A 16903-nucleotide genomic window follows, 5' to 3' on the forward strand; every position below is an offset into this window, starting at 1 on the left:
GTTTTCTAATATATGTTGTGAAGGGAGCAAGCTTTATGAAGAATCAAGATAAAACCCCTATTTATAATGCACTTATAAAATATAGGGAGAATCGTATCGTTTCATTTGACGTGCCTGGGCATAAACAAGGTAAAGGCCATAAAGCATTATTGGAAGCATTTGGAGCACAATGCCTTTCAATGGACTTAAATTCAAGTAAGCCACTGGACCATTTAACACAGCCAACAAGTGTCATATATGAAGCTGAACAGCTAATGGCTGAGGCTTTTGGGGCTCACCATGCTTTTTTTATGATTGGCGGTACAACAAGTGCTGTACAAACTATGATTTTCACTTGCTGTAAACAAGGGGATAAAATTATTCTGCCAAGAAATGTTCATAAAAGCGCTATCAATGCATTAGTACTTTGTGGAGCTGTGCCTATATATGTTAATCCAGGTGTAAATTCTGAGTTAGGCATTAGTCTGGGTATGTCTGTAGAAAGTATTAAAGAAGCTATCGCTCAGAATCCAGAGGCAAAAGCCATTTTTGTTAATAATCCAACGTATTATGGTGTGTGCAGTAACCTAAAGGAAATTGTTAGGCTGGCCCATGAGGCAGGAATGAAAGTTTTAGCGGATGAAGCACATGGGACTCATTTTTATTTTGGCAGCAACCTACCAATTTCTGCTATGAAGGCAGGAGCAGATATGGCGGCAGTTAGTATGCACAAAACAGGAGGTTCACTGACGCAAAGCTCTAGCCTTTTAATAGGAGAGAGTATGGATGAAAATGAAGTTAGACAAATTATAAACTTGACTCAGACCACAAGTGGAAGCTATCTTTTAATGGCGTCAGTAGATATCGCCAGAAAAAATTTAGCTTTGCATGGAAGGGAATTATTCTCCAAAATTATGGATATGAGCGAATATGCAAGGAAGGAAGTAAATAAAATTCCAGGGCTATATGCATTTGGCCGTGAAATCATTGATGGAGATTGTATATATGACTTTGATACAACTAAACTTAGTATACATACAAGGGATGTTGGCCTTGCAGGTATTGAAGTTTATGATATTCTAAGAGATGAATTTGGTATACAAATTGAAATGGGCGATATTGGTAATATCCTTGCCATTATATCAGTAGGGGATCGTCAGCTTGAAATTGAAAGGCTTCTCGGGGCATTGGCAGAAACTAGCCGGCGATTTAAAAAAGACCCGATGGGATTATTAGTATATGAATATATTAATCCTATAGTAATCATGGAGCCGCAAAAGGCTTTTTATGGACAGAAAAAAGCAGTACCTGTAAAAGAAAGCGCAGGCTGCATTAGTGGAGAATTTGTTATGGCATATCCGCCCGGCATTCCAATTTTAGCTCCAGGGGAGCTGATTACAGAAGAGATTATGACACACATCATATATTCAAAAGAAAAAGGGTGTGTAATGATGGGCACAAAGGATATGGATATGAAATTTATTGAAGTTATGGAGGTATAATTATGGAATTATGGTACACAGAGGAGCACAGCCCTAATACAAGGTTTTCAATCAAAGTAAAAAAACAACTATTTTCAGAGCAGAGTCCGTTTCAAAGGGTGGATGTATTTGAAGCCGAAGAGTTTGGAAAATTTTTGACATTAGATGGACTAATGATGGTAACAGAAAAGGATGAATTTATTTATCATGATATGATTGTTCATATACCAATGGCCACCAACCCAGATATAAAAAGTGTACTTGTTATAGGCGCAGGTGATGGCGGCACAGTTAGAGAACTTACTCGATATAAAACAATTGAAACGATAGATATGGTAGAGATTGACAAAGTGGTTGTTGATGTCAGCCGTGAATTTTTACAGCAGACAGCTTGTTCTTTAGATGACGAAAGAGTGAGCATATTTTATGAAGATGGGTTAAAGTTTATAAGGGACAAAGTGGAATGTTATGATTTAATTATAGTTGATAGTACTGATCCAGTTGGTCCTGGAGAAGGGCTTTTTACTAAAGAGTTTTATGGGAACTGTTACAAGGCACTCAGCAAGAATGGCATCATGGTAAATCAGCATGAATGCCCATACTATGAAGCGTTCGCTCATTCAATGAAACGCGCGCATAAGAGAATTAGTGAGCTTTTCCCTATTGTTAAAGTATATCAGGCACATATTCCGACTTATCCATCAGGCCACTGGCTTTTTGGATTCGCCTCAAAAACATTAGACCCGATAAAAGATTTTAATGCAGCACAATGGAATGCACTAAATCTTACTACAAAATATTACAATACAGAATTACACGCAGGCTGTTTTGCTATTCCTAACTATGTAAGGAACTTGCTTGAGGAGGCAAAGAATGAATAACCAGCACTATTGTTTTATGGCATGTGATAGTGATTATGAAGGTGCCTCCATTGTTATTTTTGGGGCACCTTATGATGGTACGGTCAGTTATCGGCCGGGTACACGTTTTGCACCTTCAGCCATAAGAAATGAATCTTTTGGAATTGAAACTTATTCTCCATACTTAAAAAAGGATTTAGAAGATGTTAAAGTTTTTGATGCGGGTGACCTGGAGTTTGGTTTTGGAAATACTAGGAAGGTAATAGATGAAATTAGAGACATGACAGCAAAAATTATAGCAAATGATAAAATTCCGGTAATGCTGGGAGGAGAGCATTTGGTTACTTTAGGTTGTATTGAAGCCATGGCTATAAAATACCCAGATTTACACATTGTACATTTTGATGCTCATGCAGATCTTAGAGAAGAATACTTAGGGGAAAGACTCTCGCATGCATGCGTTTTGAGGCGGTGTCATGAACTTTTAGGAGATAACAGAATTTTTCAGTTTGGCATCCGATCCATGACACGGGATGAAGATGAGTTTGCAGAAACACACACGATACAAGTAAAATATAGTTTAGAGGGGCTTGATAATGTTATTGAACAATTGAAGGGAAGGCCAATTTATGTTACTCTAGACTTAGATGTACTTGATCCGGCATATTTTTGTGGAACAGGTACTCCTGAGCCAGGCGGTGTTTCATTTATGGATTTAATGAAGGCGGTGCATAAGCTTAATGAACTTACCATTGTAGGGGCAGATATAAATGAACTTGCACCACATTATGACCAGAGTGGCATGTCTACAATAACCGCGTGCAAAATACTACGGGAGCTGGTGTTAACAATAAAATAAAGCAGGGGTATTAATGTGATATTTAATAACAAGGTTAAGAAGCGTTTCTTTGAAAATAATATAGCAATTTACTATAAAGACATATATAGGTTTCTTAGGGTATTAACAGGGGATAGGACTACAGCTGAAGATTTATCACAGGATGTAATGGAGAAAGCATGGAAGTATCTTAACAGTTTAAGAGATGTAAGTAAAGCTAAAAGCTGGTTGTTTCGGATTGCCAGAAATGAAGCTAAAACATGCTATAAGAAAACAAGCAGAAGAGAAATTTATGAAATCGTTTCTCCTGATATAAAAGAAGAATGGTCAAAAGAAACCGAGAAGGACATATTAGATTATTTAGTGAAAACAGAAGAAAGCAATATTCTCTTGGAGGCACTAAAAAAACTAGAGAAAAAGTATTCTCAGATTATTATATTACGCTACATATCAGGACTGGAAATTAAAGAAATTGCATATATACTTGATATTAATTACAACACAGCTAGAACTTATTTACACAGAGGACTGCAGGTTCTTAAAGAGGTGTATCTGGATTTAATGGGTAAAGAAGAAAAGACTGGTTTATGATAATAAAAATCTTATTACATATATAAAAGCAGATTGCAGGTACACTGCAATCTGTTTTTTGTTATAATAATTATCATGTTTTGATTATTTTTTACTTTGGTTTTACAGGATAGCACACTTCTGTTACCCATTCCTCAGGATTTTGTGTTTCATGAGGACTTAGATGATATATACAAAAAGACGATCCATTAAATTCATATCCATTGTCGCGAATCCAATTTGCAACAACTTCATTAACTTCAGTAACTTGATCATAGCTGCCTTTATATGTGGCTGAGGCCATTTGAATAGGTTCAACTGTTTTAAATACTACATTTTCTGTGTTTTTATAGGTGCCTTTTACAGATTTTTGAACCTCTACATCTATATCATCTTCTTTATATTCTCAATAAATCCATCTCATGATTATAAGTTGAAATGACCTTGCGTACACTGGCTACATATCTTTTCGGTAATTCTTTTAATGTGACGTTATAATTCATAACAATACCATTCATTCCAAGCCGGTGTAGCGTTGCTTCTAATAATACTAATTGTTGGTTTAAGCTATCCGCATGGTCTTTTATTTCACACTTCTTTAGAGTAAGGTAAGTTTTTAAGGCTTCCACATCTTCATATTTCTCAAGGATTTCACGAATTACCCCTAAACTGAACCCCATATTTTTAAGGGCAGTAATCCGATTTACTATAGGTAATTGTGATTCGCTATAATAACGATAGCCTGTAAAATTATCTATGCACTCAGGTATAAGCAAGCCTATTTCATTGTAATGTCGAAGCATACGAATGCTGATAAGTGATAGCTTTGAAAAATCTCCAATTTTTAACATTATATATTACCTCACATATATGTGTTTTTGAGCTCAACTATAGTGTAGAGTATAGCATAGTGTGAGAGTCAATAAACAAATAAAAGAGGGCGGTCTCAAAATAAATCGGTAATATTAGATACCGATTTATTTTGAGACCGCCTTTTCGCTTAAACAGCAATAAGCTTATAAAAATCAAAACAAGATTGTAACAATTAATTTGGTAAAATTGCAAAACAAAGTCGAAGCTTAAAACATTTAGAGACTGAAATAATATATTTTTCTTAAATTATCAAAAAAGTGAAACGGCCTTAAATAAAAGCTATCTAATTAGATAGAGAGAATTAAAAGATAAGGTTTACAACTTGTCCATTAAATTCGTTTTTTCCTTTAAAAGAAAAGGGAGAGTGAATTTATGGATAAGAAAAGTTTGCAGGAAGTATTAAAACTGGCTAAAGGTGGTAACCAAGAAGCCATTTGTTATTTCATTAAAAAGTTTCAACTGCTTATAAAAAAATTTGCGAGGCAGCTGAACTATGATTGTGCTGAAACGGACTTAATCATTTATCTACTAGAATTCATTAAAAAAATGGACATAGAAAAAATGAGCGGATTATCTGAGGGTGAGATTGTAAATTACATAATAAAGTTATTAAGAAATAAAAAAATTGATATTTATAGAAAAAACTGTTTAGCACTTGAAGAAATCCATACGGAAGAAGATTGTTACGTAGAAAATAAGCTGGAGATTGAAGATCAGATGGACTTGAATCAATTGATAAATACTTTACCGGATAAACATAGAACCGTAATCGTATCAAAATATATTTATGGATATTCAGATGCTGAGATTGGGACAAGCCTGGGGATTTCCAGACAAGCAGTAAACAAGTTAAAAAATAAAGCTTTAGAAAAATTAAAGTTACAAATAAAGGAGGAGGAAAATGGAAAACGAAATAATTGAAGCGGCTTTATCGCAAGGTATTTGGGCAGTATTATCTGTAGTTTTACTTTTTTACATCATACGCACTCAGGAAAAAAGAGATGAAAAGCAAAATGATAGAGAGCAAAAATATCAGGAATTGCTAGGACAGCTCGCAGAAAAATTAAATATTGTACAGGAAATAAAAACAGATATCGCAGAGATTAAAAAAGCCATAAAAAAAATCTGAAAAGTTATAAAAAAAAACAACTTATAAAATGATTATTTGTAAGTTGTTTTTTTGTTTATAAAAACATTAAAATATTTTTAAATTATTGAAACAAAATTAGTGGAAGTATTGTCTTTATATAGGGGGTATTTTATTTTAGTAGCATAGACTTCTGTATATTTAGGCTATTTGGCAACAAATGAGGATAAGATAACTACCTACAAATTGTACAGGGGAAATCCATGGTAACTAAATAAAAGGAAGGAAATGTTTAAATTAATAGTTTTATAATAAGATTAGGAGATTATTAGGAAATGGAGAGTAAAAATGAGAAAAAATAAATTTACTAAAATATTAATGACTTGTGTGGTTTGTGGAACTGTTGCATTGAATTTCAGTCCTGTTTTTGCAGCAAATAATTCTTGGTCAGCGCAGGCCATAAGTGATTTTTTATCAAATAAGATAGACGCACCAACCGTTTTAAAAGATGAGAAATACCTATTAGAAATAACAAGAGAAGAATTTGCTGAACTAATTGTTGGAATTTATGCAAAGTCTAACAATATGGATAAAAAAAGTATAAAAATAAAAGAGAATCCGTTCAAAGATACTACAAATATAGATGTGCAAAGAGCCTATTCTCTGGGGATTATTCAAGGAGTAGGTAAAACTACATTTGATCCAAATAGTAATATAACGCGAGAGCAGATAGCAACAATGTTGACTAGATTTTTAAATATTAAAAAAATAGATACAAGTTCAACTAATAACTTAAATAGTTTTACGGATAAAAATGATATAAGCAATTGGTCTTTTGACTCATTGTCTTATTGCGTGGATAACCAGATAATCCAAGGGGCTCAAAATCAATTACAGCCTAAAGAATCCACCACTGTAGAGCAAGCTATTACTATGCTTGACAGAATAGCCATTAAGAATAATTGGATCACTAAATCTAAAGACATATATGTGTTTGGATTTTTACTTCCAAATGATACACAAATACAGTATGAACTTGCTGGGAATGTTGCTTTTGAATTGCGAATTGACTGGAATAATGTCACTGACCCAGAAAAGACCAAAAAAGATTTAGAGTATATGTTGAATAAAAGATTTAAAGGATTTAATACTCAAATTAAACAAGTAAATGATGTTGTGATAAAGGCGAAACAATGTAAAGAGACTCAAGGAACATTTGACAGTGAAAAGCTAACGGTCAAGGAATATGAGATATGGGTGAGTGGAATTGAAAATAAAACATATATTCGTTTTGAAGATGCGAGTCGACTAGGTGACGTGCCGCCTATTCCATCTCCTCAAAATCATCCGTGAAATCCCTATGAAATAAAGACTACTAAACATTTTTAATGATCAAAAGAGCATTAGTTCAAGGAAGGGATACCAAAAATTAAACCTGCGCCAATGCTCTTTTGATTTCTTACAGTTCATATTTTTATATATTAAACTGCAAAGTTGGGATCTTTCTGATTAAAGCTTGCACTTGATGTATCTGAAACAAAAGTCGTTCCGCTTGGAGTATTAACACCTTTGCAGTATGTGTTAAAAGTAGTCCTAGATATATTAGGATCTAGTTTGTTTGGAACCCACTCTGATTTGGAATCAAGTGCAAGATACGTACCGTTAGTTTTGGTAAATGTTGTATTTGAGAATTTTGCATTTTTATAATACGCATTTGCTGGTATTGTTGCGTTTGTATTTGATGCAATTACCATTTCACGATAGATTTGGCATCCCCTATTTAAAGAGTTATACATTGCAGGTGAAATTGGTGCTTTATCTACGACAGAACCAAACTGAGTTACAATATATCGGTTATTACCTTCAGCAGAAAGCCAGCTTTTTAATGTTTTAGTCCCTGTTGCTTTAGCAAGGGGGCCGCTATGCCATTTTGAGTCCACATTTGCAAACAGTCTGTAATATCCATTGTTTTCATATGCAACACCTACATCAATCGTGTATGTTCCATCGAAAAAAACATGGAAAAATTCTGGAACTGTATTATAGCTTGCATCATTTGGATTTGGGTATGATGCTAAAGCAGCTGTCGGTACAGTTAGTTCGCTTGATACCGCATTGAAAATATTTTTGGCTGGTGATTTTCTAAAAACTATATGTGCTCCACCACTCATTTTTATTACCTCTTTCTTTCTGTAAAATTAATAAATTGGAATAATTGTTTTGTACTTTAATCGATTAAAAATACATAAATAAAAACGAAAATTAGGAGGTAAGTGTAAACCAAAAGTAAAAATTTTTAGAAGCAAAATAATGAACCAAGTGCAAATTAGGTGCACTTGGTTTTTTATTAGCGTAGTTTTTTAAGTATTTATAAATGAAGTCTTTCTTAATTATGAAGATAACAAATAATTGTAGCAATCTAAGTACAAGATGTAATACAATTGGAATATAATTATTAATAGCATTATAAATTATTTGAAATTAGACAATATAAGTACAAGTTGGGAGATTTTGTTGTAATCGTAATAAAATATGAACAAGGAGTCTGTGAATAATATGAAAAAAACTAGGTCATTTACCACTACTATTTTATGGGCGTTTATAATACTTAATATTTCATCTTTAATGATTCTTACATTTTCCATAAAGTATGAAGATGAAGAGCGTGCTTTGAGTAGTGCAAGAACTAGTTTATTGGAAATAGTAACGGAAAAAGCAAAACTAATATCTATCTCACTTAAAAATATAGAGGACAAAACGGAAACCATGGCAGACTGGATGGAATATTTTTTGAACCAGGAGGTTTCAGAAGAAATGGCAGTAGCATATTATGCAAAAGAAAAAGATGGAGCACTGATAAGAAAAGAACCAATCAATAGAAGTGATAATAATTACAGTGCAATTTTTTTGCCGAATAATATATCAATCACACCTCAAATTGTTAAAGAGATAAATTCTACAGAGGATTTGGATCCGATATTTAATAAAGTCTTAGAGCATGAGAAAATGTTAAAATGGGTGTACATTGCCACCAAAAATGAACTTTTACGTGTATTACCATTTTATGATGTAGGCGTATTTAAAAGTGATCATTGGCAGACTGAGGATACCTTTTATAAAATAGCGGAAGAAAAAAATAATCCACAACGTAATAGTGTTTGGACTTCTCCGTATGTGGATTATTTGGGGACAGGCTGGACAATAAGCTGCTCGCATCCTGTATACGATAGTAATAATAATATGTTCGGAGTAGTGTGTGCTGATGTAGGAATAGAAGAGTTAAGGGAAAAGTTTTTAGAAGGATTTAAACTTGGAGAATCAGGTAAAATCTATCTTTTGACTGATTCAGGAAGTATTATTTATCATCCAGATTATCAAATAAGAGCGGAGAAGCAAGGGGAGTTATATAATAAAAATATCTTTGAGGATAAAACCCTGAGTCCAGCTAAAATAAAAATACTTAAACGAGCTTTGGAGCAAAAACAATCACTATTTCAATTTACTGATCACGGCCAAGATAAAATGCTGTCCAGTTGCAGGATAGATGGACAGCCGTGGACATTAATAATTGAAATAAACAAAAAAGAATTTTTATCTCAAAATCGTATAGATGGAAAAACATTAAGTCAGTTAATATTTATTGGAATGGTATTAGCTGTAGTTCTTGTAGTAATTTTATATTATGAATTCTCAGTACCGATGAGGTCATTAGTTGAGGGAGTGAGAACTATTTCAGGTGGAGGTTTTGGAAAAGTGCGGAATAATACAAGCTTTTCTGAAATAAATGAGTTATCAGAAGCTTTTAATAACATGAACGATAATATTCAAGAATACACAGAGAGTATTTTGCGTAAAAATAATGAAATAACAACGGTATTAAATGCCATAGATGGGATTTTAATGATAATTGATACAGATAGAAATGTAAAAATTGCAAATGAAAGGACTGAAGAAAAACTATTACAGGAAAACAGGAATAGTCATAAATGTTATACAATCTTGGCAAATAGAAAAGACGTATGTGAAAATTGTATTTTAGATAAAATTTTAGAAGAGAAGCAACAAATTGAAAAACAACTTACTATAGGCAGTGAAATCTATAAAAATATTTGTTACCCAATAATAGAAGCATCAGGCGAAATTAAAGAAGTTGTAATTTTAAGTCAGTGTATTACAAAGAGTATTGCAATGAAAACGGAATTGCAGCAAATTGAAAAAATGGCTGAAATTGGCCAATTCTCCGCTGCAATTGCTCATGAGATAAAGAATCCTCTCGCTGTTATAAAGGGAGCAACATATATTATGAATACTTATAATAACGTGAACACAGTGGCTGGAGCATATACTGAGGAAATAGAATTGGTGGAAAACGCTGTGAAAGAAGCCGAGCATGTTATTGCAACGTTATTAGACTTTTCTGCAAAGGACACGGAGGTCAGTGGGTTTGTAAATTTAAAAAAGCTAGTTGAGCAAATTTTGATGGTTGCTAAAAAAGAAATTATTAAAAAAGATATAAAAGTTGTTGTAGATATTGAAGTAGAGGCATTTTTCTATAGCGGAAAGATAGAACCAATTAAAATAATCCTCCAAAATTTAATTAATAATTCCATACAAGCCATTACGGAAAATGGACAAGTTTCTATTTATGCAGGAAAAGCAGGTAGAAAGGAACTTTTGATTAAGATTAAGGACAATGGCTCAGGTATAACTATGCAGCCAAGATCAAAGATTTTTGAACCGTTTATTACCACCAAAAAGGAAAGTGGAGGGACAGGAATAGGGCTATGGATTACTAAGACTCTAGTGGATGGAATGGCAGGCAGTATATCCGTAGATGAAGAAATATCTAATGGAACAGAAATAAAAGTGATTTTACCAATTATAACAGAATAGGTGATACTTATAGAAACTAAGGAGGTGTGGTCATGTATAATATACCGATATTACTTGTAGATGATGATACAGAGCTACTAAAAGTTTATAAAAAAATTTTTACAATAAATGGATTTAATGTTTTGGTTGAAGCAGATAGCCAGAGAGCATTAAAAACTGTGGAGACCACAAATATTGCAGTAGTGATATCAGATATTATTATGCCTAAGCTAAATGGATTAGAATTATTATTAGCTATAAAAGTAATAAGACCTAACATAGAGGTTATTATGCTAACTGCAGAGGGCTCAATTTCTGGAGCTGTCGAGGCTGTAAAAAATGGAGCTTTTTCATATTTGAAAAAACCCGTAGATATTGACGATTTAATTGCAAATATAAAAAAAGCATATGAAATTTTTATGATTAAAGAGGAAAATTGTGAACTTAAGCTGCAGATTACTGAAAACTTACACACAAGAATGCTGATAGGGCAAAGTGAAAAGATTATAAGTCTTTGCAGAGACGCTGAGAAAATAGCGAAAAGTGATGTAGCTGTATTAATTTTAGGAGAGAGTGGAACCGGAAAAGAAGTTTTAGCTAACTTTATTCATCAACATAGTTTAAGAAAAGAAAAACCTTTTATCTGTATAAATTGTGCTGCACTAAATGAGAACTTATTTGAGAGTGAACTTTTTGGATATGAAAAAGGGGCATTTACAGGTGCGGATAAAATTAAAAAAGGGAGATTTGAATTAGCCGCAGGGGGAACGATTTTTCTCGACGAGATAGGAGAATTGTCTTTAAATACTCAAGCAAAGTTATTAAGAGTTTTGCAGGAAAAGTCCTTTGAAAGAGTTGGTGGAACAGAAACTATAAGTAGTAATTTCAGGCTAATTGCAGCAACAAACCGAGATTTAAAAAGTGATGTTAAAGACTTTAAATTTCGTGAAGATCTGTATTATAGAATTAATGTTATGCCTTTAACGATCCCTCCACTGAGGGAAAGAATGGATGATATTCCTATTCTGGTGGATAGTTTTGTCAGGGAGTTATCCATTGAGATGAAAAAGAAAGTGAATAAAATAGATGTAGCTTTAATTTCAATATTAATGAAATACCAATGGCCGGGTAATGTCAGAGAACTAAGAAATGTTATGGAGAGGCTAGTAGTATTATCCAATGAAGGGAGACTATTAATACAAGATTTGCCCGATGAAATCAGCGGATATAAGTGGCCTATAGATGAAACAACAGAAGAGGATTTAGAAGGATATAAGTTAAAAAATGCTACAAAAGAATTTGAAAAGCAATATATTATAAAGTGCATGGATCGAAACGAATGGAACGTAAGCAGAGCGGCACAGGAATTAGGTCTAGCAAGGAAAAATTTATATAAGAAATTAAAAGAATATGAAATAACATAAACAGAAAAAGTGTAACCATTGAGTTACACTTTTTCTGTTTATGTTACTAAAAAGTAACAAGATAATAAGCGAATCACCTATATGTAAAAAAATGAAATGGCGTATAACGTTGAAAAATCAGTATAAGAATGAAATTTTATTAAATTCAGAAAATTGGCACACGCATTGCGATATATATGTGCAAATGAATTTATAAATTTATCTTTTGTAATTGTGAGGGAGGAAGTTATTATGCAGCCAAATAAAAAATATGTAAGTTTTTATTACGAGACAGTTAAGGAGTTCCCAGAGATAAAAATTAACCCTAAAAAGACAGCTTTATTGCTGGTTGATTTGCAGAATGAATTTGTATCGAGAGACTACGGAGAAGCTATAACCTTTAAAGAAGCAGGAGAATGGGAGAGGTGGATACCTTTTCACGACAGACTGGATGGCATTGTTATACCTAATAATAAAAAGTTATTAAAATTTTTTAGAAAAAATAAAATGACCGTATCTTATGGAAGAATTGCTTGCTTAAGAGAAGATGGCGAAGACAGATCTCCAGTTCAAAAGTCGGAGGGCTGGAATGGAATGCTTATTCCTGTAAATTCATATGGTGCGCAGATGGTTGAGGAACTTGCACCCCTTGATAATGAAATAGTGGTGAATAAGACTACAGATAGTGTTACAACAGGGACAAACTATTTAACATTATTACAGTTTATGGGGATTGAAACTGTTGTTGTAACAGGTATTGTTACTGACCAGTGTGTAGCATCAACTGTGCGTGGTCTGGCGGATGCAGGATTTAAAGTTATATGTGTTGAAGACGCATGTGCGGCAGGAAGCATTGAGCACCATGAAGCAGAACTTAAAATTATGAGCTGCATCTATTGTGACGTTTTATCTACTGATGAAACTATTAAACTAATTGAAATGAACATGTAGCTAGGGTAGAAAAGGATATGGAGGAAAAAATGAGCGGAAATGGTTTAAGAAAAGAACTCAAGTTATCAAATATGATTTCTATGGCAGCAGGCGGCATGATTGCTGCGTGGATGGTTGAAATAAAACTTTGGTTTGAATTGAGTGGTCCGGGATCGGTTTTTTCATTTATAACATGTGCATTACTAATTTTGCCATTATGCCTGATTTATTCTGAAATGACAAGCATGATGCCGTATGCAGGCGGACAAAATATTTGGGTATCTAATGCATTTGGCTGGAATACAGGATTTGCATCATGTTGGTTTATTATGTTACTTTACATAATGGCAATGCCTACTGTAGCTTATGGAATCGCTAGTATGATTTCATATTTTTATCCAGCAACCGCATTGCAGATAAAAATTCTTGCTTCCATAATAATTATAATATGGTTCTTCTTAACAAATCAAGAATTAAAAATAATTGCAAAACTGCAGTCGGTATTATTTTGGAGTACTTTAGCGGTATCTCTAATAGCATCATTTATATTTATCACGAATAAAAACTGGAACTTCGAAAGTATTAATTGGTTCCCTAACGGTGTTACAGGTTATTCTGCTGCTGTAGGTCTTTTGATAATGAAGTTTGTAGGATTTGACTTAGTACCTCAATTAGCAGAAGAATCTAACTTTCCTAAAAAGCATCTTTGGAAAGCATTTGTTGGCTCTCTGGGCTGTACGACTTTAATATACTGTATGGCAATAATTGGTGTATCGGGTATAGTTTCAAATGAATGGGTGGCAGAAACCGATATTGTTGACCCTAGAGTAGCGGATATTATAGGAATGCATTGGTTAGGACTAATAATAGTAATTATGGGTATATTAACCTGTTTAACAACACTTTCATCCTTCTGGTTAAGCGCATCAAGGATATTATATGGGGCAGCACAGCAGCATCAGCTTACACAAAAATTCACAAAGCTTAACAAGAATGGACAGCCAGTCACAGCAAATTTAATTGTAGGAATACTGGCAGTATACTTTACAGTATTTGCTCCAGATGCGTGGATTAACTATATTTATACAATATACGGAGTCGCAGCAGGCATTGTTTATTTAATGGTAGTATTATCATTCCTTAAACTTAGAAAGATTCATCCTGAATGGAGCAGGCCATATAAAGCAAAAGCAGGCTTGGCAATGGGAATTATAGGAATGCTATTTACACTTTATGTAATTTATGTTTCAACCACTGCAATGGATACAGGGGCATGGGTAGTACTAGTTCTTTACATTGCATTTGCATTACCATTCTGGGCATATGCAAAAAGTAAACAAAAATCAGATCCAGAAAACTGGACTCCAATTGTTCTCTCCCCAGATAATAATGGAGGGAAGAATTAAACTAGTAAAAAAGTTCAAGGAATGCGCTCTGTATTAAACAGGGTTCATTCCTTTTAATTTACGCTTAATTCTTTTGTTGTTGTAATAATCTATGTAATTTTCTAATTCATTTTTTGAAGTACTATAAAGTAAATGATATAATAAAAAGATTACGGCTATATATGGAGGAATTGATTTGGAAAAATACGCGAAAAGACAAGTGATTCTAGCAGATTTAGGACTGTTGCTAGTAGCAATATTTTGGGGAGGGGGTTTTGTGGCAGGAAAATTTGCTTTAGAAGGATTAACGCCCCTTACAGCAGTTGCATATAGGTATTTAGGTGCAACTATTTTTATTATTCCCTTCTGCATTGTAAGACTTAAAAATATGACAAAGAAAACTTTTTTGGCAGGTAGTGTGATAGGAGTTCTTATAGTCATAGGTACTGCATTGCAAACCATAGGACTGCAATATACTACACCAGGTAATCAAAGCTTTATTATATCTTTATATACTGTTATTGTGCCAATCATGTCATGGCTATTTTTAAAGATAAAGCCATCACCAAATGTTATGCTTGCGGCTGCGTTGGCTTTAGTGGGAATAACTCTTCTTACTTTAAATGAAAACTTAAACATTGGCATGGGAGATTGGCTTACCTTTATATTTGCCATAACCTTTTCAGCACAGATTGTTTTTATAAGTATATTGGTAAAAGAATTGGATCCTTGGCTTATAACTTTTACTCAAGTGACAGTTACAGCTGTACTAGCCATTATAGCGGCCTTTCTTTTTGAAACACCCTCAGATTTAATGACGTTACCTAAAATTGCATGGGAAGGTCTTTTATATTTAATTGTTTTAAATACAACTGGGGCATTTTTACTTCAGAATATATGCCAGAAAATAGCACCTGCAAATCATACAGCAATAATCTTATCGACAGAAACTGTTTTTGGAACAATTTTCGCAATTGTATTTGCAGGTGAAATCTTCACAAAAAGAATGATTACAGGATGTATATTTATGATTTTTGCAATAATTATAAGTGAACTTCCTAAAAAACAAAAACAAATATTAAAATAGAGTGCAAAAATATTTGCACTCTATTTTTTTTTAAGGTAAGATATATGTAGAGAATAATTAACGATTTTTATATTTGGTTGTAGAAAGTTACAGGGTGAAAAAGTGAACGCAAAGCAATATGAAAAAATTATACAGGAGCTTTCAAATATTATTGATGAAGGGATTCATATAGTAACGGAAGAAGGAAAAAGTATAGTTTATAATCAAGCTATGGCAAATCTTGAAAAGACCAATAGAGAAGATGTTATTGGCAAGCCTTTTAGGGTAGTTTTCTCACATATTCCAGAGGAGGAAAGTACTCTTCTCAGAGCTTTAAAACAAGCAGAATCTACATTGAATATTCAACAGACATATTTAAACCGATATGGAAAGGAAATCACAACTGTAAATACAACAGTCCCCATTTTAAATGATTATGGGAAAGTTGTTGCAGCCCTTGAAATTGCAAAGGATATTACGGATATAAAAACTATGTCTAACACTATTTTAGAACTTCAGAGAGAAGCTATACCTGAGCACAAGGTTACAGCACCTAAGATAAGAAAGTATAGTTTTAAAGACATAATTGGGCAAAACAGGAAGTTAAAGCATCAGCTTGATATTGCTGCCAGAGCCTCCCAAACGGATGCAGCCGTTTTTATATATGGAGAAACTGGTACTGGTAAAGAACTAATGGCGCAAAGTATTCACTTTAACAGTAATAGAAAGGATAAACCGTTTCTCGCACAAAATTGCGCAGCTTTACCAGAAAGCTTGCTTGAGGGAATACTTTTTGGTACTGCAAGAGGTGGATTTACAGGAGCAGTAGACCGTGCGGGATTATTTGAACAAGCAAATGGGGGGACTCTTCTATTAGATGAAATCAGTGCTATGCCGTATGAATTGCAGAGTAAATTGTTACGTGTACTTCAAGAAGATTACATAAGACGTGTAGGGGGAAGCCGTGATATTCCAATAGATGTAAGAATCATTGCAACCGTTAATGAAACACCTGAGGAACTTATTAAAAATGGTTTACTGCGAAAAGATTTATACTATCGTTTAAATATTGTAAATATCAGTATTCCGCCACTTAGAGAGAGAAAAGATGATATAGCTACCTTAGTAGAACATTTTCTTGAAAAACATAATAAAAGATTTAAAAAAGAAGTATGGATGTTATCGGATGGGGCTTTAGAAAAGCTTGAAAACTATGATTATCCAGGAAATATTAGAGAACTGGAAAACTTTATCATGTCAGCAGTATCTTTATCTGATAAGGAGCATGTGCTTACTGAAAAGTTTCTTCAGATGCCTCAAGAGGTTGCAATGGCAAACATACAGGCAGATTACAATCCAGAGGAAATGAGTATAGACAACTACTTGGCATACTTAGAGGTAAATATTATTAAAGAAAGAATGGCTGATTTTGGCGGAAATATTTCTAAAACTGCTGAAGTCCTTGGAATTAAAAGGCAGACGCTACAACATAAAATAAAAAAGTACCAAATTTAATAAAAACTTTTGTGCACGATTGTACAAAAAGATAAAAAATAATA

At 33.5% G+C, this 16903-nt stretch carries 16 protein-coding genes and 1 pseudogene; 13 read left to right on the top strand and 4 right to left on the bottom strand.

The window, feature by feature from the left end:
* Window positions 1-35: 35 nt before the first annotated feature.
* The 4 genes from RTW14_RS13165 to RTW14_RS13180 are packed head-to-tail and all read left to right on the top strand — an operon-like array spanning window position 36 to window position 3749.
* A complete protein-coding gene (locus RTW14_RS13165; RefSeq protein WP_312652138.1) occupies window positions 36-1481 on the top strand; it encodes an aminotransferase class I/II-fold pyridoxal phosphate-dependent enzyme in 1446 nt (481 codons plus the stop codon).
* A gap of 2 nt (window positions 1482-1483) precedes the next feature.
* Window positions 1484-2341: a polyamine aminopropyltransferase gene (speE, locus tag RTW14_RS13170; RefSeq protein WP_312652139.1), complete on the top strand. Its 858-nt coding sequence runs from the start codon at window positions 1484-1486 to the stop codon at window positions 2339-2341.
* Complete coding sequence (gene speB / locus RTW14_RS13175; protein ID WP_312652141.1) at window positions 2334-3179, top strand: agmatinase; 846 nt, start codon at window positions 2334-2336, stop codon at window positions 3177-3179. The genes speE and speB overlap by 8 nt, the downstream gene beginning before the upstream one ends.
* 15 nt (window positions 3180-3194) lie before the next feature.
* Window positions 3195-3749: an RNA polymerase sigma factor gene (locus RTW14_RS13180; RefSeq protein WP_312652143.1), complete on the top strand. Its 555-nt coding sequence runs from the start codon at window positions 3195-3197 to the stop codon at window positions 3747-3749.
* Between the two features lie 91 nt (window positions 3750-3840).
* Here the strand turns inward: RTW14_RS13180 and RTW14_RS18670 are convergent, their stop codons facing one another.
* Window positions 3841-4116 (bottom strand): GyrI-like domain-containing protein, encoded by a 276-nt coding sequence (locus RTW14_RS18670; RefSeq protein WP_331654460.1) that lies wholly within the window; start codon window positions 4114-4116, stop codon window positions 3841-3843.
* A gap of 10 nt (window positions 4117-4126) precedes the next feature.
* On the bottom strand, window positions 4127-4579 hold the full coding sequence (locus RTW14_RS18675; RefSeq protein ID WP_331654452.1) for a MerR family transcriptional regulator: 453 nt from the start codon (window positions 4577-4579) through the stop codon (window positions 4127-4129).
* Between the two features lie 394 nt (window positions 4580-4973).
* On the opposite strand from RTW14_RS18675, the gene RTW14_RS13190 reads away from it, so the two are divergent.
* From RTW14_RS13190 to RTW14_RS13200, 3 genes are all read left to right on the top strand, one after another.
* Window positions 4974-5522, top strand: a complete 549-nt coding sequence (locus tag RTW14_RS13190; protein ID WP_312652145.1) for an RNA polymerase sigma factor — start codon at window positions 4974-4976, stop codon at window positions 5520-5522.
* Window positions 5503-5730, top strand: a complete 228-nt coding sequence (locus RTW14_RS13195) for a BhlA/UviB family holin-like peptide (protein ID WP_312652147.1) — start codon at window positions 5503-5505, stop codon at window positions 5728-5730. The genes RTW14_RS13190 and RTW14_RS13195 overlap by 20 nt, the downstream gene beginning before the upstream one ends.
* A gap of 306 nt (window positions 5731-6036) precedes the next feature.
* Complete coding sequence (locus RTW14_RS13200; RefSeq protein ID WP_312652150.1) at window positions 6037-7041, top strand: S-layer homology domain-containing protein; 1005 nt, start codon at window positions 6037-6039, stop codon at window positions 7039-7041.
* Between the two features lie 128 nt (window positions 7042-7169).
* Here the strand turns inward: RTW14_RS13200 and RTW14_RS13205 are convergent, their stop codons facing one another.
* Window positions 7170-7859 (bottom strand): hypothetical protein, encoded by a 690-nt coding sequence (locus RTW14_RS13205; protein WP_312652152.1) that lies wholly within the window; start codon window positions 7857-7859, stop codon window positions 7170-7172.
* Between the two features lie 385 nt (window positions 7860-8244).
* Between RTW14_RS13205 and RTW14_RS13210 the strand changes: the two genes are divergently transcribed.
* The 4 genes from RTW14_RS13210 (at window position 8245) to RTW14_RS13225 (ending at window position 14299) form a co-directional block, all read left to right on the top strand.
* Window positions 8245-10581, top strand: coding sequence for an ATP-binding protein (locus RTW14_RS13210; RefSeq protein ID WP_312652154.1), 2337 nt, complete (start codon window positions 8245-8247; stop codon window positions 10579-10581).
* Between the two features lie 32 nt (window positions 10582-10613).
* A complete protein-coding gene (locus tag RTW14_RS13215; protein WP_312652156.1) occupies window positions 10614-11984 on the top strand; it encodes a sigma-54-dependent transcriptional regulator in 1371 nt (456 codons plus the stop codon).
* A 231-nt stretch (window positions 11985-12215) separates the two neighbouring features.
* Entirely contained in the window at window positions 12216-12914 is a 699-nt protein-coding gene (locus tag RTW14_RS13220) for a cysteine hydrolase family protein (RefSeq protein ID WP_312652158.1), read from the top strand.
* A 29-nt stretch (window positions 12915-12943) separates the two neighbouring features.
* Complete coding sequence (locus tag RTW14_RS13225; RefSeq protein WP_312652160.1) at window positions 12944-14299, top strand: APC family permease; 1356 nt, start codon at window positions 12944-12946, stop codon at window positions 14297-14299.
* A 33-nt stretch (window positions 14300-14332) separates the two neighbouring features.
* Here the strand turns inward: RTW14_RS13225 and RTW14_RS13230 are convergent.
* Window positions 14333-14416: pseudogene (locus RTW14_RS13230) on the bottom strand (IS3 family transposase); the annotation flags it as partial.
* Between the two features lie 58 nt (window positions 14417-14474).
* Here RTW14_RS13230 and RTW14_RS13235 point away from each other — a divergent pair.
* Together RTW14_RS13235 and RTW14_RS13240 are read left to right on the top strand one after the other, a co-directional pair.
* A complete protein-coding gene (locus RTW14_RS13235; protein ID WP_312652162.1) occupies window positions 14475-15365 on the top strand; it encodes a DMT family transporter in 891 nt (296 codons plus the stop codon).
* Window positions 15366-15467: 102 nt separating this feature from the next.
* Window positions 15468-16859, top strand: a complete 1392-nt coding sequence (locus RTW14_RS13240; RefSeq protein WP_312652164.1) for a sigma-54 interaction domain-containing protein — start codon at window positions 15468-15470, stop codon at window positions 16857-16859.
* Window positions 16860-16903 lie beyond the last annotated feature (44 nt).

Origin of the sequence: Aminipila sp., assembly GCF_032051575.1 — a bacterium.
Classification (GTDB): Bacteria; Bacillota; Clostridia; order Peptostreptococcales; family Anaerovoracaceae; genus Aminipila.